Genomic DNA, 21,718 nt, shown 5'->3' on the forward strand with positions numbered 1-21,718 from the left:
GTTTAAAAGATAAAAATAAAGTATTTTTTTTCTTGTTTTATGGCTTCCTTGGAAAGACCTGGAAGCCTGGGTATCTTGGTTTTTCTAGTTCTTCATATATTTCTAGTAGTCTATTGTATTTCGCTGTTCTCTCGCTTCTCGCTGGTGCACCTGTTTTTATTAGTTTTGCGTTTAATCCCACTGCTATGTCTGCTATACTAGTGTCTTCCGTCTCTCCGCTTCTATGACTTATTATTGTTTTCATGTTGTTTTCATGGGCCATTTTAACGACATCAATGGTTTCTGTTAGTGTTCCAATCTGGTTTACTTTGACGAGTATTGCTGTTGTTGCTCCTAGTTCAATACCTTTACTTAGTCTCTTTGGATTGGTTGTATATAGGTCATCACCTACTATTAGTATTTTTGAGCCTAGTGCTTTAGTAATCATTGTATAGCCTTCAAAGTCTTCTTCGTGTAATGGGTCTTCAATGCTCACTATTGGATAGTCTCTAACTAGTTCTTCGTAGAACGAGATCATTTCTTCTCTAGTTAAATGCTTGCCTTCTCCTTCGAGGATGTATAGTTTCAAGTCTTCTCTGTAGAGTCTTGAACTAGCTGCATCTAGTGCTAGAGCTATATGTCTACCTGGTTCATAACCAGCTTTTTCAATTGCTTTAACTAGTAGGTCTAGTGCATCTCTACTCTTTTCTAGTGGTGGTGCATATCCTCCTTCATCTCCTACATTGATTGCTAGAGGACCATATTTCTCTTTGAGTAGTGTCTTCAATGCATGGTAGGTTTCAACGGCTGCCCTGATAGCTTCTGTAAAGTCGTTGAATCCAGCTGGAACAATCATGAATTCTTGAAAGTCTAGTTTGTTGCCTGCGTGTACTCCTCCATTTATAATGTTTAATAAGGGGACTGGTAGGTATTCTGCTGTTTTACCACCGAGATATATGTATAGTGGTAGTCCAATCGTGTTTGCAACGGCTTTTGCAACAGCTAGACTAGTAGCAACTATGGCGTTTCCACCAAGTCTGCTCTTGTTTTCTGTTCCATCTATCTCGATCATTTTATAGTCTATTTCACGTTGTTTCATTGCGTTCATTCCAATAATGGCGGGAGCTATAATTTTATTTACGTTTTCCACTGCTTTCTTTACGCCTTTACCCATGTATTCTCTTCCACCGTCACGTATTTCAACTGCTTCATGTATTCCCGTCGAGGCTCCACTGGGGGCGTTTGCTACTCCTACACCTAGTCCCTCTGTTACAACTCTAACTTGAACAGTTGGATTTCCTCTGCTGTCGAGAATCATTCTTGCTTTGACGTCTCTTATTATTAGTGAGTCCCAATATATTTCAAATAGTGACATATATACCACGCCCTGGTGTTTTCCATGGATGGAGATATATTGCTATTGGCTAATATAGTGTTATCATATATAGCGTGGATGGTATACACGGTTTTAAATTATAGTAGAGTTAAAAACACGGTGTTATACCTGGCTTTTCCCTTGGCGCTATATGTTCTTCCATTGATTTACTACTCCTATCTGGATGGAATAGTATTTCTATGTATTGCTACCAGTGTACTGTTATACTCAATAATAGTCTTTGTGGAGAAACTACGTAGAAATATTTATATTGTCGTTACTACACCTATACCAATAGTATTAAGCCTAGTATACTATACCCTGGTGAAGTAAATTGAAGAAGAAAGAAGATGTAAAGAAATGCCCTAAATGCGGGTCTTTAAATGTAGAAGTAACTAGAACATGGAATCTCGTCTCGCCACTCCCAGACAAAGCCGGTAGAATAACAATTACTGTAATGGGAGTATTCAAATGCAAAGACTGCAACTACACATGGAAGGGAGTAGTAAGTAAATTGAAAGTTGGAGGAGGAGTAGAAGTAGAGGGTAAAGGAGAGGTTTTAAAAGAAGAAGAAACAAGACCCCCTAAGGAAATAGTATTGGACCTCGATGAAATACTTAGAGAAGAAGACGAGGAATAAGATAGATATGAGCGAGGAAAACCGTTCACGGCAATTAATAGCGTTAATTGTTTTCCTCGTTATAGGAGGAATAATAGTATACTCCATCTACACTGGAGTACTAACAATAGCTGTTGTTAAAGGAAGAAGTATGCTTCCACTTCTGAGAGAAGGAGATATTGTTTTCATTGTGAAAACACGGCCAGAAAACATACACGTGGGAGATGTCATTGTCTACCAAGAACCAAGTGGTAGCCTAGTTGTACACAGAGTAATCAAAATATTTATCGAAGCAGGTAAATACTACTATGTTACACTAGGCGACAACAACCCCGGACCAGACATCTATTATGGTGGCCGCATTCCATTTGATAAAGTAGTTGGAAAAGTCGTAGAGATAAACGATTATATTGTTAAAATACCCTGTATTGGAGGACTTGCATTGAAAATAAGGAGTTAACTTGCTACTACTTCTTGTTTTTCAGTAAATAGTAGTTTAATACATCTCTAACATATTTACCAGTCGACTTCATTTTAGCTAGTTTCTCTAGGTATTCATTGTATGAAATCTGTTTTCTCCTAGTCCACTCTTCATAGTTTTTAATTATTGATTCTAGTGCATTATAGTGTAGTCTACATAAACCCTTTGTATATACGTCTCCACGGCATTCTGGAATAATACACTTCTCATAATTGTTTATTAATGCGAGTTTTTTAGATAGATTTACTCCTACTTCGTTTATTTTCTGGTCGAAGTTGTCGAGGAGTGTTTTTATTACTCGTTTAGCCTCCATAATTACTTCTTCTCTTTTTCTCTTTCCATGCATTATTTCATCCATTAATACCTCGAATTTCCTAGTTAACTCTACGCTGGCGAGGTCTGGGAAAAACGCTTCTATGACTTCTATAACTCCCATGCCAAGATCTGATATTTCAACTCCATCTTTTGTGTTTTTCAAGTATCCCCGGTCAAATAATTTCTCAATAATTATAGCACGCGTGGATTCAGTACCTATTCCAATGTTTTCCATCCATTTTAATATATCGATTTTCTTGAGTTTAGGTGGTGGTTTTGTATAAGACTCTCTCGCTGTAACCTTTACAACTTCTAGCTTCTCTCCGGGGCGCATATATGGTAGTAGTTTTGTTGCAGGTGTATGAAATGGATAGTAGACAAACCACCCGGGGTTTTCTATTGACTGACCAGTAGCTGTAAAGAAGTATTTATTGTCTGGTGTTGATACCTCTATTTTTAAGTGGTATACTAGGGCTGGCTGTGCAAAAGTAGCTAGAAATCTTCTAACTATTAAGTCGTAGATAGCTTTTTGTTCTTTGGATAGTTCTCCTGGTTGAATACCGGTTGGATAAATAGCTGGGTGTGCAGGGTCTTCTTTCTCTCCCTCTCTTGGTTTTAGAAATCCCTTTGTTTCACTTAGTAGTCTTGTAACTAGGTCTCTATACTCTCTGTTTTCTCCTAGTTTGCTCAGTATTGCTTTGTAATTTAGTGTTGGTGGTAGTTTTTGACTATTTGTTCTTGGATAGCTTATTAACGCATCTAGATATAATTGCTCGGCTATTTCCTGTGTTTTCATGGGGCTAAAACCATATATTCGCGAGGCCTCGTCTTGTAGGTCGCTTAGATTAAATGGTGGTGGAGGATTATACCTTATACTTGAAGATTCAACGTTTCTAACTATTAAGAACTTGGATTTTTCAACTATTTGTTTAATTAATTTCGCTTCTTGAGAGGATTCAACAGGGTTTTTAACGTATTCAAATACTATTAAGTCGCTTCCTTTTTTCACAGTTACAGTAATACTGTATTGTGGTAGAGGGATGAATACTCCTCGTTTTACTTCGTACTCGTATACGTGTTTAAGTGTGGGTGTTTGTACTCTACCAGCGCTAAGTATTACTTTTTTCCTAGTAGCTGTTAAAACAGCGTGCATTAAAGCCCGGCTAATATTTATACCCCACATCCAGTCGAGTTCGTGTCTACAGAGACCAGCCTCTATCATCGGGTAGTCTAGAGGGGAAAGTTTTGTAAATGATTCTCTTATTTCAGCTGGAGTTAAACTCGAGAATTTTGCTCTTAATGCTCTTTTTTCGTCTCCATGATTTTTAATTAATAAATATCCAATAACGCTTCCTTCAATATCGTAGTCGCATGCATTAACATAGTAGTTACAGTTTTTAAATAGTTCTCGAAGTAGGTCGAGGTATATTTTTACGTGTTTCTTTTCTTGATTTGCAATATATGCTGGTACCCATTCATAGGTGAAAACAGGATAGCCTGATTGACTAGTGTAGAGTTCGTATAAGTGGCCGGCAGCGCTCGCTATAATTATTGTCAATCCATCTTGTTTTATCTCGTAGTATGGTAGTGAATAGTATTTTCTAACTATGTAGTTAGAGGACAGTGCTTCAGCTATTTTTCTAGCTGCTTTTGGTTTTTCAGCTACTACAAGTACTCTACCATGTAGGCTCCATATACTGATTGGTCTTTGTAGTTTGCTTAAATAGTGTTCACTTGTGTGCCAGTACAATCTTCTTGCTCCCCTACTACTATATTGTTAGAATACTGTATTTATGTTAAAGGTATTGGAATAGTTAAAACCAATAGTACAATATATGTAAGTATACACCATTTACACTTGCTTTCATCGTATTGATTTGCCACTCCGGGGTGTCCGTGAACACCTATTATAACATACAATATGGTGGTCAATAAGCCAATACCAATATATACAAATCCTATTCCATATAAAACCTGGAGTGTTAACCCCACTACTAGAAATACTATTGGTGTGAGTGTACTAATGAATTTAAACTCTCTACTCCCTATAATACTCCTCACTACGTGGCCTCCATCTAATTGACCAATTGGTAGTAGGTTGAGGAATGTAATATAATACATAATGTATGCAATAAAGAGTATAGGATGTATAATGAGAACCCCGCTCTCTGTGTTTTTTAATCCAAGAATAAGGTAGAATATTAAACTAGCAAACGCTAATGGTTGAACTTCACCAGTTTCAACGAGTTTTTCAACTGTTTCAAATGGTAGAATTGGCGATAAATAAAGTCCTAGTAGTCCAACTAGAGTTGCAATTATAAACCCTGTGAGAGGCCCTGATATTCCAAGCTGTGCTAGTGACTTCCTTGTAGGTGGTGGTGTTTTAGTAAATATTACTGCTCCAAGAGTACCAATAAATCCAAGCTGGATTGGAGGAGCTGGAATTAAAACTGGGCCTTCTACTTCAATACTATTTTTCCTACTTGCAAATACATGTCCCAGCTCATGTGATAGAAGAGTGGTAAGGAAGAGAATAGTGTATGAGAGAGAATATAGAATTAACTCTATTGTTGAAATATGCCCAGTTAAACTATAAAGTGATTGAGATAGTCCAAATCCTGTTAGAAAAACAGTTGTAAATGTGAGTATTGTGAGAATCCATCTATACCTGTAGAGGGAGTGGTGTCTACTAGTATATGGAAGAAGTCTAACGATGGGAAACACGTCTTTTAATTGAATCATTAAAACATTATATTCCAATAGTAATTGACGATAGAGTTTACTAAACAAACTGGATTCTATTGGTTCTTGGAGAACTAGGTCTACTGTAAACCCGTAGTCTCTAAGTTCTACGACTTTGATCCCAGCTTTCGAGAATAGATTCAAGATATTTTCTAACTTCTGGTGTAATGAGTTTGCTGACGGGTACAAGTTCTACTCCTCCTGTCTCTTTCGGTCTTAAAATAGACATTGGTAATAATCCATTAATTAACTCTAATATAGCAATGTATACTGGATCGTATACTTTGACTTCGGAGAGATCTATTAGGCTTGGAGAACCCATAGATAATTGGAGTGCTCTAACACCAACTACTCTAGCTATTTCAAATCTTGTTAATTTCTGGCTGAACACTTTTCTATAAACTTCTAAAAGCGCAATACTCAATTCCACCACCAAGTAAACAAGATATCTAAATGTGTAATAAAAATCGGGATTTAAAAATCAATTAGTTAGAAAAGATAATTGTGGTTTAAAACCCTACTTCAGAATTCTGGTTTAGACTCTTCTTCCTTCTTTTCTTCTTTCTTCTCCTTCTTTAGTGGGCTGGCAGCAATAATGTCGTCTATCTTTAAGATTGTTAGTGCTGCTTCAGCGGCTGTCTTTATCATTGATTCTTTTACTAGTAGTGGTTCAATTATGTTTCTTCTTGTCATGTCTTCAACTATTTCGCCTGTTATTGCGTCTATGCCAGCGTTTTTCTTGCCTTCAGCGTGGAGTTTTCTCAACTCCATTAGTACTTCTAGTGGGTCTTTACCAGCTGATTGAGCTAGTATCATTGGTATTTCTTCTAGTGCACTAGCAAAGGCCTCGATAGCTAGTTGTTCTTTACCACCAATTTTAGCTGCGTATTCACGGAGTTTCATTGCTACTTCGATTTCAGATGCGCCTCCACCAGCAACTATGTATGGAGACCTCATTACGTTTCTCAATACGTTGAGTGCGTCTTTGAGGCTTCTCTCTATTTCATCTAGTACCATGTCGCTTGCTCCACGTACTAGTATTGTAACAGCTTTTGGATTCTTGCATCCTTCAACAAATACCATTTTGTCGTTGCCGACTTTTCTCTCTTCTACTAGTTCTGCGTATCCAAGGTCTTCTGGTCTCAAGTCGCGTATACTACTTACTATTCTTCCACCTGTTGCTCTTTCTAGTTTCTCTAGGTCGCTTCTCTTAACTCTTCTAACAGCAAGAATACCCTTCTTAGCAAGGAAGTGCTGAGCAACCTCGTCGATGCCTTTTTGGCATATTACGACGTTTGCACCTACTTCGGCTATTTTGTCAACCATTTCTTTTAGCATTTTTGCTTCTTCGTCTAGGAAGGCCTTGATCATCTCTGGGCTTGTAATGTTGATTTTAGCTGTTATTTCTGGTTTTTCTACTTCGAGGGCCGCGTCTAGTAGGGCTATTCTTGCTTTTTCAACTCTTCTAGGCATACCTGGGTGAACTACTTCTTTGTCTAATACTACACCATATACTAGCTGGGTGTCTAAGACGTTACCACCCTTCTTCTTTTCGATTTTAACATCATCTATTCTAAAGTCTTTTGTTCCATCTGGTCTGGGCTCGGCAACTGCTAGTGCAGCATCAATTGCCATATCTGCTAGTTTGTTTGCTACTACGTCTCCACCAATATACTTGCTTGCAATAGATGTCATTACGATTTTTCTTAGTTCATCTCTATTGTTGATGTCTATTGGAATAGCTGTTTCACGGAGTATTCTTAGAGCTTCTTTCAAGGCCTTGGTGTAGCCTTCAATAATTATACTTGGATGAATGTCTTGGTCTAGTAGGTCTTCTGCTTTTGCTAGAAGTGTACCAGCTAATACAACAGCACTTGTAGTTCCATCTCCAACCTCGGCATCTTGGGCTTTTGCAACTTCAACAAGGAGTTTAGCAGCGGGATGTTGAACTTCCATTTCCTTGACGATTGTAGCACCGTCATTTGTAACTGTTACATCACCAAAACTGTCAACTAGCATCTTGTCGAGTCCACGTGGTCCAAGACTAGTCTTTAATACTTCTGCAAGTGCTTTTGCAGCAGCTATATTGGATCTAAGCGCTTCTCTACCAGTGGTTCTCTTTGTTCCTTCTTTTAGTATTAAAACTGGTACACCGTAGAGGGCCATGAATGCTCACCCTATCAATCCAGTTATTTCGTAATCTAAACGGGTTCTATATAAATTTTCTTTCCATAACTAAATAAATGATCATTGAAGCCCCTATCATAGCCCACCAAAACCTAAAAATATAATATTATTTAGAGAAACTTGTTACAGGAGATGGCAATGTATGAATTGAAAACAAAAGAGGAATTGATCAGAGCTATTATGGGTAATGAAGTAGTATTAATAGAGTATTATGAACCAGAAAACAAAGATTGTGAAATAATGTATGAATCTATGAAGGAGTTTGCTAAATACGCTGATAAATCTATCTTCTTTTGCAGAGTAAACATTCGCGAACACCCTGAAATGGCCGATGTATCTTCTATACCAGCTCTACGAGTATACTATAGAGGAGAGGTAGTATTCGAACAACTCGGTGTATTGAGCTCTCCTGAATTAAATCTAAGAGTGATAAGAAGGAGTATTAGAGAAGTATTTAGTAATCGAAATATTTCAATTAGAGTGTAGTTCCTCGTGGTTTGATACATTACTATATGGGTAGTTCTCTCGTATTTACTTCTTCAACAATTCTTGATAGCTCTTCTTTTCTCAAGTAGACAATATATACAACTGGGTTTTCAATACGTGCTCTACTAGACCTGGGATTATAAACACCCTTCTCTCCAACCAATACATATCCATGATTTAAAACCTCGTTTAACTCTGCAACACTAGCTGATTTAAGAAATACTTCGAACTTCTCGGAGAATCCAAGGGCCTTTCTCAAATACTCGTCTGTTACTACTGTTCCACACACTATACAGGATCTATCTGGTGAGATAGCTTTAAAGCCACAACGAGGACACTCTAAAAACCCCTTGGGGCCCTGTGTATTCCAAGTATAGCGTAGTATTGAAACAAGGTCTTCTCTTCCAAGTTTTACTGAGGCATTGTATAATCTACTAATTTCTGGTATTACGGCGCGTCCGCCCCTTGTTACAATGTATTCGATTTGGTTTGGTGTGAGATTATCTACCTCACCAAGGATTTTAGAAGCAATATACTCGTTTAAAACAGGAGCTAGTCTCTTGGCTTTTTTAACGATCATTTCTCCCGTTGGCTTACTACTATAACCAGAAGCAATTGTTTCTATTATTTCTCTTATTATACTACGAGTTTTATCTGGTGGGAGTTGTAGTTCACTAGATAATCCAAATAATGCATCTATTTGCTCGTATACTTCATCTACGAGTTTATCTATGTTTATACTAGGCTGTGTTTTCTTTTTAGCGGGTTTTTTCTTGGTTGCTTCTTCTGTTTTTCTCTCGGTTTCAATGGTCTTTTTTGATTTTCCTTCTTCTACTTGTCTACTAGTATCTTCAGTGGTTTTAACTGGTTGTTTTTTACGGCTTTGTTTACCGGGAATATCAACCCCCTCTCCACTAGTATATAGGGGGATTTATTGAGGAATCAAGGAAGAGTTTTAATTAGATTCATTCTACTAGGACTCGCTTGGTTCTTCTTCGAGGGCCTTTGCAATCATATAGCTAATAATTAGTTTTGCAATGCTTTTCTTTGTTCTCAACTTGTTTAGGTATTCTATTACATCTTCTGGTGTTGCTTTATTATTGAATACTTCTTGTTTTATTTGTCTAGCTATGGAGTAGAGTATTTTCTCGTAGTCGAATTCTGATTCGACTTTATCACCATAATATCTATCAATCAACTCTGCAACAATATCTCCTATAACGCTTTCAACACCGTCTATTAGTTTTCTCTTGTATTGCGTTTTCATGTTCTTCCCTGCTAGTAAATCCTATGGGGTTAAGGAGTTATTAAATATTAATTATCTATAGAGGTGGACTAATACAGTGTTTTTCAACAACTGGTTTACCTGGTTCTCCCGGTCTAACTACTAACAACCCAGCACATTGAAGTTCATATACTAGTGGTGATGAAAACACGGTTACTACTAGTCCATTATGCGATAAACGAATACCGTTAACTGCTTCATGTCCTCTAATTACAATGCCTCCTTGAATTAACTGAATGGTTTTACTACTCACTATTCTACCATATAGTATGCCTGCACCGCGCGGTGAAATAGTGTAGTAGTCTGTGTGCTCGGTGGGATCACTCCATAAAACCTCTTCTAACAACCTACTACATTCTTCATTAGTGGAACATGTAAATGCTTCACGCCATGAACCAGTATTTAATACTTTCAAAGGAGGCCCTCCATGTAGTGCTAGAAAAACACCTTCTCTCACTACTGTCAGTGGTAGTTTATCAAATATCTCTATGGAGTATTCGTATAGAGAACTAGCTTCCAATCCATATTTCCTCTTGAGAACAACTGGATAGTCGTGTGGATGTGGTATAAGCCATAGTGGGGGTTCATGATTACCTCTCAGCAATACAACTCTCTGATTGAATTTCTCTTTTAGTTTTAATAGAAATGCAAGTGTTTCAAGTTGCATGTAGCCCCTATCTATGTAGTCTCCGAGAAATACTAGGACCGTATTGTCTCGAATACTCCACATGGTATCTAGTATTTTGAGGAGTGTATAGTAGTCGCCGTGAATATCTCCTATAAACGCGTATTCAACGCCGCCTTGTACTTGGATTACTCTTGGAGTAGCATACGAGGAGTTTAATGGGGGTTTATCTACATAGGTAATAGCTTCTTCTAGGAGTTTTCTATATGTAGAAGGAGAACTAACTGTTTCAAGGACTTCACGGTGTAACTCTAGGATTTCACGATTTAATAAATCCAGGTCTATACTAGTCATAACTCACACCTATAACGGGATAGATTGCATAAGAAGCGTTTTTTACATATTGATGACTCGTGTTTTCATCTATTACTTTATCGTAAAATCCCCATGCATGAACAATCACTTCTAGTGGAATATCGCTTAAAACATCTACGTGTAGATAGCTAGTTGCAATCTCCATTTGCAAAAACATATTTAATACCTCGACGAGCTCTCTCGTAGAAGGAGTAGTAATGTGTATTAAGAGGTAGTCGGAGTCTTTTCTATATGCATAGCGTAGTGTTAAATACTTGTATAGTTTGTTGTAAAACCTAGAGCGAAGATTTTTTACGCCTATTTTAGATTCAAGGTATTTTATTACTTCACTATTTCTCCGTATGCTTCTAGATGGTGGATTAAACAATCTGAATAATTCTACTAGCAATATCACGTCGTTTTCGTCGAGTTTTTCTATTTTATCACTTAGAGCTGAAGTCAACTCTATTGTGTACGTCTCGGGGTTTACTAGTGGAATAAGTGTTTCACGTATTGACATACATACACTGTATTTACATAGTGGGAAAACCACGTTCTCTTCGACTAGTGAGCAGTCTCCGAGAAAGTATATTATGTAGAATGGTACACTGGTGAAGGAATAGTATGAAGTAATGGTCTTCAAAGACTTTTTAAAACAGGGTAGATTTGTCTTCTGGGTTTTACTAATTAATAAAATACTTGGTTTGGGAGAGAGTGCTTCGAGTGGTACTACAAAGTACTTGGAGATCTCGCCTTTCTCTATGAGTCTATTTAAAACCCTCGACAGTTTTGATGTATTGTATCCTAGATGCTTACTTACTTCGCTAATTGACTTCCACTTGTCTAATTCCAATACTAGTCTATGTATATCTATAATCTCCACCACTATGGGATTAAGTAGTGGAGGGGAATTATAGTTGTTTTAATTGTTCAGCGGCTACCACTTCTACATCATTAATCAGGCGCGGCCAAGGTTCAACATCTATATGGTATGATTTAGTAGAGTGTAATATAAAAATTGCATTTATTAGATCAGCACGCTCGTGCATAATCATTCTATCATTAAACCATGTTTTCATCACGTAGAGTGCTCGGCCAAATGCCTTTTAATCACTGCTCATTGTCGGGAGTACTCCTCATCGCTATATTTCTATATTGAGTACTTCCCTTAATTTAACTTTTACTCTATCTGCTATTAACTTACCGTCAACTTTACCTCTCATAGTCTTCATTACTTCGCTCATTACTATATTGAATGCCTTGCTCTGTTTAGATAATAGTTTTTCTTTGTTGGAAGCTATGATGTTTTCAATTAACTTGTCGAGTTCGTCTACACTAGTTGTTTTTAATCCAAGAGCGTTGATTGCCTGTTCTACGGTGGTTCCCGGGTTTTTCGCGAGGTATGCGAGGATGTCTGGAATTGCTTCTTTAGCAATAACTCCCCTCGCAACGGCTTCAACAACTCTTTCTATGGTGTTTTCATCAACTTCATCTATTGGTATTCCTTCTCTCCTCAACATGGGAATGGTATTAATAAATATACTAGCTATAACTGAATATGGTACTTTATCGCCATATTTCTCAGCTAGGTATTCGTAAAAGTCTAGTTCTAGTGCATTTATTAATGCATCTGCAAGAGCTTTACTCAATCCGTGTTTTTCAACGAGTTTTTTGTATTTTACATCGGGGTGTTCTGGTATTAGAGTTTTTGCTTTCTCTACTAGTTCACTCGTTATACGAATTGGTGGTATATCTGTCTCGGGATACATTCTAGCAGAGCCCGGTCTTGGACGCATATACTTTGTAGTACCATCGGGGTTTGCAGCTCTTGTTTCTTCTGGTATACCAATTAGTGCTAGTCTAGCTCTTTCAACTACGGCTTTTAGTGCTTTTACTCCTTTCTCTTTTTCATCTGCAACTAGTACTATTGCATCTCTGTTTGGATCGGCACCTATATACTCGTATAGTTTTACAACGTCTTCACTTGTTATGCCATAACCTGGTAGTTCATCTGTATGTATAATTCCTCCTACACCTCCCCATACTTTTGCATAGTCGCTTAACTCTGTTCCAAATCTCCGCCCGGGTTGTACTTCTCTACCAAGTAGCCCCTTGAATCCTGGTAGTTTAACAGCTAGTATTGCACCGTTTGGTAGGGATAGAGCTCTCTTTATGATTTTTGACTGGCTGTTTTTGAATAATTCTGATACGTCTACTATATCGTCTAGAAGGTCTTTTTCGCTTACACCTCTATTTAAGAGTTCACTTCTTATTTCTAGTAGTTTTAGCTGGCGTTGTACTTCGTATTCTATAACTTTTGGTATTAGATACAAGTGTTGTACTCCTTTAACCTCGATTTTGGCCCCGCCGGCAATACTGATGTTTATATCTTGTCTAATACTCCCCAATCCATGTTTTGCTTTACCAGTCAATCTCACTAATTGCCCGATTTTTAATGCTGTTTTCAATGCTAGTTCTGGAGAGTCTATGTCTGGACTTGTAGCGATTTCTATCAGTGGTATACCGAGCCTTTCTAGTGAATAGTAGACTTCACTTTCTTTTTCCTCTATTTTCTTAGCTGCGTCTTCTTCGAGGCAGAGGGTTTGAATACCTATTTTTCTATCTTCAACAGTAATACTGCCATTGAATGCAACTAGCATTGTTCTCTGAAAGCCACTGACATTGCTTCCATCAACAACTATTTTTCTCATAACGTAGATTTCATCTATTAACTCCATGTTGAGTGCTTTTGCCACGGCTATAGCTGTTAACAGTGATTCTTCGTCGACGTGGTGTGGTGGTTCTTCATCTGCTTCTACAAGACAAGTTGTTGGAGATGGAGCGTTATAGATGTAAGCTCTACTCCGCTTCCACTCCAGCATTGCGGCTGGATCTACTTCTCCTGTTTCGCTTCTCGCTGGTCTTAAATAGCGTTTAAAGGAATATACCTGGCTACTCGTAGACTCCTCGCTTGTTGGACATGGACAGAATAGTTTTCTCTTAGTGTTTAGTTGTACGTGGATTTCAAGTCCTACTTTTAAACCAATAGACTTGTAGAAGTCAACACTACTCATAATACCACCTTGGATACAAGTCTAGTGTGTGGCGGTCATTGAATTCACCAACCAAGTTTAATTCAAACAATTTTCTCACTTCATCAAGGTCTCTTGTAATCGAGCCTAGAATCCAAGACAATTTTACATATGCTACTTCTGGGAGGATGTCGCGTCCAGGTATAACCCCGGCTTCTAGGTACCTTCTACCAGTACTATAAACATTCATGTTTACATGTCCAAAGAGACATTGACTCGTCATAACTACTGGTATACCGTTTTCTACAGCTCTCTTTATTGTGTTTAATAGAGAGTTTGATGCGTGGCCTAGACCCGTTCCCTCTAAGACAATACCATGATAGCCCTTGTCTACTAGGAAATCTATTATTTCTCCCTGTAGACCAGGATACACCTTGATTAATGCTACTTTATCGTCAAATCTAGCTTTTAATACTGGTTGCTTTTCCCCTCTATACTCGTATATTTTCCCTATTACTTTTAATTCATGTGTTAATGGATTAACTATTGCTAGTGGCTTGTCATTGATTGATTGAAAAGCATCTCTTCTACTAGTATGCATTTTTCTAGCTTTTACTCCTCTATGAACAGCATTGTATTCGTCTGAAATATCCCTGTGCATTGCTATTACTGATTCTGCAAAGGGGGCTTTGCTAGCTACTATAAATGCACTTATAAGGTTGAAGACAGCGTCTGTACTTGGTCTATCGCTACTTCTCTGTGATCCAACGAATACTATTGGTGCTGATTTATTACTTATTCCAAAAGCCAATGCTGAAGCAGTATAAGACATTGTATCTGTACCGTGTGCAACGACTACTCCACTAACTCCACTTGTCAGCTCTCTATATACTTCTTCTGCTATTTTCTCCCATAGTTTTGGATTCATATCCTCGCTAAATATACTCATAATTTCCCTTGTGTTTACAACTGCTATATCTGTTAGTTCGGGGATCCACTCAATGATCTCTTCGGGTTTTAATGCAGGTGTTACAGCACCTGTTGAATAATCTACTTTTGACGCAATTGTTCCACCAGTGCTGAGCATAGTTACTCTTGGTAGATTGCCTTGTTGTTTTTTCTCCATTGTTGTCTCGATTAAACCGTGTTCTACGGTAACTGCTACTTCTTCTTTCTCAATAGACTCTATTTTCGAGATGTCAATACCTACATTGTAGCCGTTACTCAGTTTAATATTGATGATGTTTGAAGTAGAGTAGAGTTCTGGGCGTGGAAGTAGTATTCCCCTGAGTATAGATCCATCTCTTAGTTTTAAGACTACACGGTCGCCTGGTTTTAAATTCCTTGTTAAGAGATATTCAGCTGCTTTCTCTGTGTATCCATAGTATATAAGCATGTCTACCACGCTAATTGCAGGTTTTTATCCAGGATTATACACGTTTTATTACAAAATAAATAGTTTAATATGAAGGAGAGGAGTATTTCAAATATGCACGAGTAGTTTCTACGAGGCGTATTTCCAAGAAAACTTTATTGTGGATTCTACATGGATGGTGTAGACTCTGCTGTTTGCGGTTTTAGGAATCTTCTAACATATTCTACTCTATTTCTAACTCTTGGTGGCTTGTTTTTCTTTGGTTTTGGTGGTATTTTTGGTGTTGCACTTCTTACCTTACCTGCTTTTGTAAGTGAACCGTGTGTAGGCATATTCTTGCACCAATTGTATTTATGCTAAATAGTGATATTTAAAAATAGCTTTTTAACTTAATCCATATTTGACTGGGTAAAGAACATGTCTTCAACAAATAAAGTCTATTTAGTAGAAACACCATTTGGTATACTAGCAGTCAACGATGATAATGAAATAGTTGGTTTTGTAGAAGCACCTAGTAGACTAGATGATATAGTAGAATACTTGTTGAGTATAGAGAGAGGTGAAACAGTACCTCAACACGAGAAAATAGTTTCTCTATTGAAGGAAAAAGGCTATACACACGTAGTTGTAGAAGACTACAGTACTGCAAAAGCTGTTTCTCAAGCTGGTTTAACACCAGAAGTAGTACCTGGTAATCCAAAAGCTATATACATAAGATCGCTTCTATCAGAACTAGCAGTTAAATTTGGTTTTGCACAAAACACAGAGGAATACTTTGCTAAAATCCACGAGATAATGATGGAGTATGTTAGGAGAAAACTTAGAAGAGAAGCCCAAAAGAGAGACTTACTAGCAGTACAGGCTATAAGAGCAATCGACGATATTGATAGAACAATTAATTTATATGTAGCTAGATTGAGAGAATGGTATAGCGTCCACTTCCCAGAACTAGACGAGCTAGTTAGAGACCACCAGGAATACGCTAGACTAGTATACGATCTCAGACATAGATCTAACTTTACAGTTGAAAACCTACGTAGACTCGGACTACCAGAAGATAAAGCAAGTAAAATAGCAGATGCGGCTTCAAAGAGTATAGGTGCTGATCTAAGCGACTTCGACTTAGACTACATTGGAATACTTGCAGGTATTATACTAGACCTGTACAAGCTAAGAGAAACACTTGAAACATACATAGACATCGTTATGAAAGAAGTAGCTCCAAACATTGTAGCCCTAGTAGGCCCCAAACTAGGTGCTAGACTACTAAGTCTAGCTGGTGGACTAGAAAAACTAGCAAAACTCCCAGCAAGCACAATACAAGTACTAGGAGCCGAGAAAGCATTGTTTAGAGCACTTAGAACAGGTGGTAAACCACCAAAACACGGTGTTATATTCCAGCACCCAGCAATACACAAGAGCCCCAGGTGGCAAAGAGGTAAAATCGCCAGAGCACTAGCTACAAAACTAGCTATAGCGGCTGAAAGTAGACTACTTCTCCGGTAGGTATATTGGAGATAAACTAGTACAAGAATTCGAACAGAGAGTAGAAGAAGTTAAGAAACTATATCCAAAACCACCACCAAGACCCGAGAAACCACCAAGACACCCAGAAAGAGAAAAGAAAAAGAGGGAGAAAAAGAAGTAGTATGTAGGTGAGTAGAAATGAGCATGGTTGTCTCTATTAAACCACACGAGAAATACAAGGGCGTTTACATCGTAGAATTAGAAGACGGCAGTATAAGACTAGCAACGAAAAACCTTGTTCCAGGACACAGAGTCTACGGTGAAAGACTCTTTAAATATGGAGATGTTGAATACCGCGAGTGGAATGCTTACAGAAGTAAACTCGCTGGTGCACTAATGAACGGCCTTGCCGAACAGCCTATTTCAGAGGGAGATAGAATACTCTACTTGGGCGTTGCATCTGGAACAACAGCTAGCCACGTATCAGACATTGTTGGCCCAAAGGGCAGGATTTACGGGTTGGATGTAGCGCCGAGAGTAATGAGAGAATTCATAATGGTTGCAGAAGTTAGAAAGAACTTGTATCCAATTCTAGCTGATGCAAGAAAACCCAGAGAATACCGTCACATAGTAGAACTAGTTGATGGAATATATGCTGATGTAGCACAGCCGGAACAAGCATCAATAGTAGCTGACAACGCAGACGTGTTCTTAAGAGATGGTGGATACCTACTCCTAGCTATTAAAGCGAGAAGTATTGATGTAACCAAGGAGCCAAGCGAGATCTACAAGAGAGAAATCAATACTCTCAAAGAACGCGGATTTGAAATAATTGACGTTGTACACTTAGAACCATACGACAAAGACCACGCAATGATACTAGCTAGATTCCATAGAAAGAAGTAAAAACAAAATGTTTTTTCCAAGTTAAAAGATATTAAGTTGGAAAACAATTATGGTTTTTTGAGTAAACACGATAAACGGGTTGACAGTTGCCAGAGACCAGTGAACTAGTAGAAGAAGTCCTAAAAATAGTGAAAAAAGCGGGTTTTAAAGCAGACTTGATACTATATCCGAGAGAAAATAGAAGTGTAGACGTAGTTGCTAGACTAGGTGATAAAGCACTAATCATCAAAGTAGTAAATGATGCTAGTAAACTGACGAGACAGGAAATAAGCGACTTGAAAAAAGCTAGAATAGCATATAATGCATCAACTGTTATCGTCGCACATGAAGATAGAAGTGAGAAAATGGAAGACGAAGTAGTCTACTACAAATACGGTTCAATAATAATTACACCCGGCACACTCGAGCAAAACCTTGTTAAAAACGAAAAACTCATTGTTGCATACATACGTGGAAACTATATTTTGAAGATAAACCCCGAGAAGTTCAAAAAGAAACTAGAAGAAACACGCATATCTCGAGGAGCAATAGCCGACGCGCTAGGTATAAGTAAAAAAGCAGTATATATGTATGAACGCGGAGAAATGTATATAACTCTAGAAAAAGGCTTGAAACTAGCCTCTCTACTCGGCGAAGACGTATTTGACGAATTCGACATATTTAATGAATCAATAACAGAGGAGTCGCCGGGTGAAGACCTCGCTTTAAAACCCAGAGACGAGGTTGAAAGAATACTCTATAAAATAGCGAGTAATATGAGAAAAACACTTGTCGCTTTTTCTAGAATGCCCGTAGACATAGTGTTAAAGGGAAGGACATGTATATCAATTGTCAAAGAAAACGTATATGAAGACCTGAGAGAAAAAATAGAAAACGCTGGAAAACTAGCCGAGAAAATAAACTCGAAGCTAATTCTAGTTAAATCACCAAGAGACGTTTTACAGTTAAAAGATATAGAAGAAAACCCCAATATGGAAACATAGCTCTAGCAATATAAATTGGTGGAGTAGTTGAAATATGTAATTACTGGTAGACCTGGAGTAGGAAAGTCTACATTGTTTAATACAATAGTAGATACATTAAAGAAACACGGCTTTACAGTAGGAGGTATAATAGCACCCGAAGTACGCGAGGGAACATTGAGAACTGGATTTATGATTGTCGATATAGCAACAGGTGAAAAAACCTGGCTAGCTAGACGAGACTATCCTAGTACAGTAAAAGTCGGTGCATATGGCGTACTAGTTGATGAAGCGGATAGAATTGTTGTTAAAGCACTTGAAAAAGCAATCCAGGAAGCCAGTGTTATAGCAGTAGACGAAGTTGGACCTATGGAGTTAAAACTACCCTCTTTCAAACCCTATCTACTCAAAGCACTAGACTCAAATAAACCAGTAATACTCGTTGTACACTATAGACTAAACGATGAAGAAATACTCTCGAGATTAAGAGATGCTGAGAGGATAGTTGTAACAATTGAAAACAGAGAAAAACTAAGAAGAGAAATACCATTGAAAATAATAAGAGCTTTAGCCGGCTCAGAGTCTAGATCGGCCTGATGTATCTAAGTATTTTCTTCTCGAAATCCTCTCTCTTTACACCCTTGATTAGAACTGTTTTTATTCTGCTCCCTCTTAAACCATAAATTACATCTATATTTGATGATGGTATTTTCAAGTTTGACGATAAATACCCTATAAGACTGGAATTACATCTACTATCATTTTCTACGTCTCTAGTTTTAAAGACTAGTTCATCATTATCTATAGTTAAATAGGTTTCTCTAGGGTCTTCTTCCACTCTCACAGTTAGTAATAGTCCATCACTAGTTTCAGAAATGTTTTTACTTATTATTTTGAGGAGTGACTCGCGGAATTCATCTATAGTAGTCAAATCCCGGACACCAAGTATTTAATTTATACTATTGTGGTATAAATGTTTTTCAGTGAAGAGACATGTCTCAATATATTTTACTAACTGTTGTTTGTGAGACTAAGTAGTAGACTGGTTAGCTCGTTGTAACCAGCATTGGTGCGTATTCCACGTGGGTCCATGTGTGTTCTTGATGCTTTAAATCCTGCTTCACGTAGTTTTTCAATAACGACTGTTACACTAGGCATGTTGATTTTGAGTACTGAGCATAGCTTGTCTAGTCTGATGTATGGATTTTCTATTTCTGCTTCGTTGAGTATTAAACTAGCTGTTTTACGTGTTTCATTTGATATCCAATTGTGTTTTTCAATGTTGTTAATTAGTTCACTAGTAGTATTGTAGTCGTATATATTGCAAATCCAGGTTTTGCCGGCGACTAGTGGTTTTGAACCATCACTGCATTTAACATCTAATTCCTCTATACTACTAGTAAATCCTCTCTCCAGTGTCTTTGGACAATACCATAGGTAGCCAATACAGTTTTCTACTGTTTTATATGCTTCCCACGCGCTCCTTTTAGACTTAAAGAATACTCTTATAAAGTATTTGTATACAAGGACTACGAGTGGTTTTAAATCTATTTCTAGAGAAGCCGCTCTCAACACAGTGTTTGCTATTAGTAGTCTTGTAGCAAATTCTTTTTCAAAATCTACTTTGAAGCAATTGCTCCAGTATCTTGATAGTGTTTTATGTGGATAGGTACAGGAGAGGGGGCCGGTATCAGTGGCTGTTACTCCTATATATGCTTCTTTATTTAGTGGTTTAAGCGCGGAATCTATGTAGGGGGATGGCGAGCCATAGGGATCTACGTCGACGTAGTCTACAAGTACACCTGTAAAAACAAGGTTGTTTAGTAGTGTATTGGCTTCGCTGTTATATGCTTCAAGCCTCTCAGCGAGATTATTTAACAATATGTTTTTTACAATGTAGTTGTAGGCTCTGGGGTCAACATCGTTTAATATACCTTTGCCGCTTGATTCAAGCGCTATTCTAATTCCTCTTATACCAGTACCTGCAAGAGCGTCTACAAAGAAAAATTCTTTGTTTTTAAATATTGTTTTTAGAAACATAGTGGTGAAATCACGGCTGATAACTGCTTGTGGATTGTAGAATACAGGCATCCATGCTGGTTCTATTGAGCCATCAGGCCTCTTATATCGCTCTAGGCGTGGAACAATTATTTTTGCAAGCCCCTCGTTTAATACTTCTTCGTATTGTGTATTAACCATCATATACCTCACTTGTAATTAATTTTCAGAATGAGAGCTCCTCGTCATTAATCAGGCGGTTTACTATTCATCATCAATTGTAAATTGTGTTATAAGAGTATTAAAACTACTACTTCTTTGTTTTTTCAACGAGGTATTCAACGATTATTTCTGGCGGATTTACTCCTGTAGCCCTCCTTAAACCCTCCCAGTTTGGAAACGCGTTTACTTCTAGTATGTAGTGTTTACCCGTGTTTAAATCGTATGCTACGTCAACACCTGCATAGTCTAAACCAAGTGTTTTTACTGCTTTAATAGCTATTTGAAATACTTCTGGTGCTTCACTCTCTTCAACTCTTACTCCACTTGCGCCTTGTGCTATATTGGTTTTCCAAGAACTACTAATCCGCTTCATTGCACCTATAACTCTATCACCTACAACAAAGACTCTATAGTCGAATCCTGGTTTTTCAAGGAATTCCTGGTAGTAGCTTGGTAGTCCAAGGTTTTTCAAACTCCTCGTTATGTGGAATGAAATATCTGGGTCTTGGATTAAAGTACTACCTAAACCAAGGCTTCCAATTATTGGTTTATAAACTACTTTCTTTTTCTCATTTGTAAACCTCATCGCTGAAAACGGGTTTTCTGTAACTAGTGTTTCTGGTACTGGTAGTCCAGTTAAGTGGAGTTTTAATAAACACCTCCATTTGTCCCTGGTAACTAGTGTTGCAGTTGGATTGTTAACTACGGGGATTTTAGAAGCGAGGGCCTCGATAACTCCTATTCTCTTTAAAAAAGTATCTAGTGAGAGGTATAATCCAATATTTCTCATTAATGCAGCGTCGACATCAACCGGGTTGGGGCCGTGGTATACTTCTACTCCTCTCGTAGTGATTTTGGCGTCTAGTAGATGAGCTTTTAAATAGACTGGTGTATGACCTTTTCTCTCTATTGCCTCTATTAACTCTTGAGCTGTTTTGGGTGGTGTTTTTCTATATTCAATAACAGCTATTTTCACTTGGATTACACCTTGAAAGCTACTACTATGTAGATAACTGCAATTAGAGATATAATAGTGGCTAGGAGAGTGGCTTGGATAGAATGAGATATAACGGCTCCTATTAGTGAACCCAATATAATAAATGTAGAGAGTAGAGCGTATAAAGCAATCGCGTCACTTCTATCTAGATGTACATCGATTAATCTAGTAGCTAGTAGAGAAGCTACAACTAATACCGTCATACTAAGTAAGCGGTATACCGAGTCTTCTAGAACTATAATTAGCGCTGTGGAAGCCAGTGTAGCCAACAAGATCAAGCCTATTAGTGTATCATACTTCTTCATTATCAC

At 37.8% G+C, this 21,718-nt stretch carries 23 protein-coding genes and 1 pseudogene; 8 read left to right on the forward strand and 16 right to left on the reverse strand.

What is annotated here, in order from left to right; translation table 11 throughout:
* Positions 1-37: 37 nt before the first annotated feature.
* Complete coding sequence (gene eno / locus ACZ5YP_RS05625) at positions 38-1,354, reverse strand: phosphopyruvate hydratase (RefSeq protein WP_464834776.1); 1,317 nt, start codon at positions 1,352-1,354, stop codon at positions 38-40.
* A 24-nt stretch (positions 1,355-1,378) separates the two neighbouring features.
* Between eno and ACZ5YP_RS05630 the strand changes: the two genes are divergently transcribed.
* The 3 genes from ACZ5YP_RS05630 to ACZ5YP_RS05640 are packed head-to-tail and all read left to right on the forward strand — an operon-like array spanning position 1,379 to position 2,433.
* On the forward strand, positions 1,379-1,687 hold the full coding sequence (locus tag ACZ5YP_RS05630) for a hypothetical protein (RefSeq protein WP_464834777.1): 309 nt from the start codon (positions 1,379-1,381) through the stop codon (positions 1,685-1,687).
* A gap of 1 nt (position 1,688) precedes the next feature.
* Positions 1,689-1,994 (forward strand): chromatin protein Cren7, encoded by a 306-nt coding sequence (locus ACZ5YP_RS05635; protein WP_464834778.1) that lies wholly within the window; start codon positions 1,689-1,691, stop codon positions 1,992-1,994.
* Complete coding sequence (locus ACZ5YP_RS05640; protein WP_464834779.1) at positions 1,963-2,433, forward strand: signal peptidase I; 471 nt, start codon at positions 1,963-1,965, stop codon at positions 2,431-2,433. The genes ACZ5YP_RS05635 and ACZ5YP_RS05640 overlap by 32 nt, the downstream gene beginning before the upstream one ends.
* 7 nt (positions 2,434-2,440) lie before the next feature.
* Here the strand turns inward: ACZ5YP_RS05640 and ACZ5YP_RS05645 are convergent, their stop codons facing one another.
* From ACZ5YP_RS05645 to thsA, 4 genes are all read right to left on the reverse strand, one after another.
* On the reverse strand, positions 2,441-4,519 hold the full coding sequence (locus tag ACZ5YP_RS05645; RefSeq protein ID WP_464834780.1) for a DNA topoisomerase I: 2,079 nt from the start codon (positions 4,517-4,519) through the stop codon (positions 2,441-2,443).
* A gap of 41 nt (positions 4,520-4,560) precedes the next feature.
* Entirely contained in the window at positions 4,561-5,655 is a 1,095-nt protein-coding gene (locus ACZ5YP_RS05650; RefSeq protein ID WP_464834781.1) for a site-2 protease family protein, read from the reverse strand.
* Entirely contained in the window at positions 5,612-5,935 is a 324-nt protein-coding gene (locus ACZ5YP_RS05655) for a DNA-directed RNA polymerase subunit K (RefSeq protein ID WP_464834782.1), read from the reverse strand. The genes ACZ5YP_RS05650 and ACZ5YP_RS05655 overlap by 44 nt, the downstream gene beginning before the upstream one ends.
* 98 nt (positions 5,936-6,033) lie before the next feature.
* The gene (thsA, locus tag ACZ5YP_RS05660; protein WP_464834783.1) at positions 6,034-7,677 is read right to left on the reverse strand and encodes a thermosome subunit alpha; all 1,644 of its coding nucleotides are present in this window, start codon (positions 7,675-7,677) and stop codon (positions 6,034-6,036) included.
* A gap of 159 nt (positions 7,678-7,836) precedes the next feature.
* On the opposite strand from thsA, the gene ACZ5YP_RS05665 reads away from it, so the two are divergent.
* Positions 7,837-8,184, forward strand: a complete 348-nt coding sequence (locus ACZ5YP_RS05665) for a thioredoxin family protein (RefSeq protein ID WP_464834784.1) — start codon at positions 7,837-7,839, stop codon at positions 8,182-8,184.
* A gap of 22 nt (positions 8,185-8,206) precedes the next feature.
* On the opposite strand, the gene ACZ5YP_RS05670 is transcribed toward ACZ5YP_RS05665, so the two are convergent.
* From ACZ5YP_RS05670 to ACZ5YP_RS05700, 7 genes are all read right to left on the reverse strand, one after another.
* Positions 8,207-8,764 carry a hypothetical protein gene (locus ACZ5YP_RS05670; RefSeq protein ID WP_464834785.1) on the reverse strand — a complete coding sequence of 186 codons (558 nt, stop codon included), beginning with the start codon at positions 8,762-8,764 and terminating at the stop codon, positions 8,207-8,209.
* Positions 8,765-9,157: 393 nt separating this feature from the next.
* Positions 9,158-9,451, reverse strand: a complete 294-nt coding sequence (locus ACZ5YP_RS05675) for a hypothetical protein (protein WP_464834786.1) — start codon at positions 9,449-9,451, stop codon at positions 9,158-9,160.
* A 55-nt stretch (positions 9,452-9,506) separates the two neighbouring features.
* On the reverse strand, positions 9,507-10,448 hold the full coding sequence (locus ACZ5YP_RS05680) for a metallophosphoesterase family protein (RefSeq protein WP_464834787.1): 942 nt from the start codon (positions 10,446-10,448) through the stop codon (positions 9,507-9,509).
* Entirely contained in the window at positions 10,441-11,334 is an 894-nt protein-coding gene (locus ACZ5YP_RS05685) for a hypothetical protein (protein WP_464834788.1), read from the reverse strand. The genes ACZ5YP_RS05680 and ACZ5YP_RS05685 overlap by 8 nt, the downstream gene beginning before the upstream one ends.
* Before the next feature lie 256 nt (positions 11,335-11,590).
* Entirely contained in the window at positions 11,591-13,522 is a 1,932-nt protein-coding gene (gene gatE / locus ACZ5YP_RS05690) for a Glu-tRNA(Gln) amidotransferase subunit GatE (RefSeq protein WP_464834789.1), read from the reverse strand.
* Positions 13,515-14,876, reverse strand: coding sequence for a Glu-tRNA(Gln) amidotransferase subunit GatD (gene gatD, locus ACZ5YP_RS05695; RefSeq protein WP_464834790.1), 1,362 nt, complete (start codon positions 14,874-14,876; stop codon positions 13,515-13,517). Before gatD ends, gatE begins: the two co-directional genes overlap by 8 nt.
* Before the next feature lie 146 nt (positions 14,877-15,022).
* Positions 15,023-15,187 (reverse strand): 30S ribosomal protein S30e, encoded by a 165-nt coding sequence (locus ACZ5YP_RS05700; protein ID WP_464834791.1) that lies wholly within the window; start codon positions 15,185-15,187, stop codon positions 15,023-15,025.
* 85 nt (positions 15,188-15,272) lie between these two features.
* Here ACZ5YP_RS05700 and ACZ5YP_RS05705 point away from each other — a divergent pair.
* From ACZ5YP_RS05705 to ACZ5YP_RS05720, 4 genes and pseudogenes are all read left to right on the forward strand, one after another.
* Positions 15,273-16,503: pseudogene (locus tag ACZ5YP_RS05705) on the forward strand (C/D box methylation guide ribonucleoprotein complex aNOP56 subunit).
* Positions 16,504-16,520: 17 nt separating this feature from the next.
* Positions 16,521-17,228: a fibrillarin-like rRNA/tRNA 2'-O-methyltransferase gene (locus ACZ5YP_RS05710; protein WP_464834792.1), complete on the forward strand. Its 708-nt coding sequence runs from the start codon at positions 16,521-16,523 to the stop codon at positions 17,226-17,228.
* Positions 17,229-17,314: 86 nt separating this feature from the next.
* Entirely contained in the window at positions 17,315-18,211 is an 897-nt protein-coding gene (locus ACZ5YP_RS05715; RefSeq protein WP_464834793.1) for a helix-turn-helix domain-containing protein, read from the forward strand.
* Between the two features lie 27 nt (positions 18,212-18,238).
* Positions 18,239-18,787 carry an NTPase gene (locus ACZ5YP_RS05720; RefSeq protein WP_464834794.1) on the forward strand — a complete coding sequence of 183 codons (549 nt, stop codon included), beginning with the start codon at positions 18,239-18,241 and terminating at the stop codon, positions 18,785-18,787.
* On the opposite strand, the gene ACZ5YP_RS05725 is transcribed toward ACZ5YP_RS05720, so the two are convergent.
* From ACZ5YP_RS05725 to ACZ5YP_RS05740, 4 genes are all read right to left on the reverse strand, one after another.
* The gene (locus ACZ5YP_RS05725) at positions 18,774-19,121 is read right to left on the reverse strand and encodes a DUF167 domain-containing protein (RefSeq protein ID WP_464834795.1); all 348 of its coding nucleotides are present in this window, start codon (positions 19,119-19,121) and stop codon (positions 18,774-18,776) included. The genes ACZ5YP_RS05720 and ACZ5YP_RS05725 overlap by 14 nt on opposite strands.
* Positions 19,122-19,201: 80 nt before the next feature.
* Positions 19,202-20,392 (reverse strand): N2,N2-dimethylguanosine tRNA methyltransferase, encoded by a 1,191-nt coding sequence (locus ACZ5YP_RS05730; RefSeq protein ID WP_464834796.1) that lies wholly within the window; start codon positions 20,390-20,392, stop codon positions 19,202-19,204.
* 106 nt (positions 20,393-20,498) lie between these two features.
* Positions 20,499-21,386 carry an ATP-grasp domain-containing protein gene (locus ACZ5YP_RS05735; protein WP_464834797.1) on the reverse strand — a complete coding sequence of 296 codons (888 nt, stop codon included), beginning with the start codon at positions 21,384-21,386 and terminating at the stop codon, positions 20,499-20,501.
* Between the two features lie 5 nt (positions 21,387-21,391).
* A complete protein-coding gene (locus tag ACZ5YP_RS05740; protein WP_464834798.1) occupies positions 21,392-21,712 on the reverse strand; it encodes a hypothetical protein in 321 nt (106 codons plus the stop codon).
* Between the last annotated feature and the right edge of the window lie 6 nt (positions 21,713-21,718).

The organism is Sulfophobococcus zilligii (assembly GCF_055398255.1).

What these genes read in the sequence shown, in the direction of transcription:
- ACZ5YP_RS05670 (WP_464834785.1), bottom strand. Translation starts at nt 8,764, where the DNA reads ATGATCGTTAAAAAAGCCAAGAGACTAGCTCCTGTTTTAAACGAGTAT.
- ACZ5YP_RS05710 (WP_464834792.1), top strand. Translation starts at nt 16,521, where the DNA reads ATGAGCATGGTTGTCTCTATTAAACCACACGAGAAATACAAGGGCGTT.
- ACZ5YP_RS05665 (WP_464834784.1), top strand. Translation starts at nt 7,837, where the DNA reads ATGTATGAATTGAAAACAAAAGAGGAATTGATCAGAGCTATTATGGGT.
- ACZ5YP_RS05640 (WP_464834779.1), top strand. Translation starts at nt 1,963, where the DNA reads ATGAAATACTTAGAGAAGAAGACGAGGAATAAGATAGATATGAGCGAG.
- gatE (WP_464834789.1), bottom strand. Translation starts at nt 13,522, where the DNA reads ATGAGTAGTGTTGACTTCTACAAGTCTATTGGTTTAAAAGTAGGACTT.
- ACZ5YP_RS05700 (WP_464834791.1), bottom strand. Translation starts at nt 15,187, where the DNA reads ATGCCTACACACGGTTCACTTACAAAAGCAGGTAAGGTAAGAAGTGCA.
- ACZ5YP_RS05675 (WP_464834786.1), bottom strand. Translation starts at nt 9,451, where the DNA reads ATGAAAACGCAATACAAGAGAAAACTAATAGACGGTGTTGAAAGCGTT.
- thsA (WP_464834783.1), bottom strand. Translation starts at nt 7,677, where the DNA reads ATGGCCCTCTACGGTGTACCAGTTTTAATACTAAAAGAAGGAACAAAG.
- ACZ5YP_RS05740 (WP_464834798.1), bottom strand. Translation starts at nt 21,712, where the DNA reads ATGAAGAAGTATGATACACTAATAGGCTTGATCTTGTTGGCTACACTG.
- gatD (WP_464834790.1), bottom strand. Translation starts at nt 14,876, where the DNA reads ATGCTTATATACTATGGATACACAGAGAAAGCAGCTGAATATCTCTTA.
- ACZ5YP_RS05730 (WP_464834796.1), bottom strand. Translation starts at nt 20,392, where the DNA reads ATGATGGTTAATACACAATACGAAGAAGTATTAAACGAGGGGCTTGCA.
- ACZ5YP_RS05680 (WP_464834787.1), bottom strand. Translation starts at nt 10,448, where the DNA reads ATGACTAGTATAGACCTGGATTTATTAAATCGTGAAATCCTAGAGTTA.
- eno (WP_464834776.1), bottom strand. Translation starts at nt 1,354, where the DNA reads ATGTCACTATTTGAAATATATTGGGACTCACTAATAATAAGAGACGTC.
- ACZ5YP_RS05630 (WP_464834777.1), top strand. Translation starts at nt 1,379, where the DNA reads ATGGATGGAGATATATTGCTATTGGCTAATATAGTGTTATCATATATA.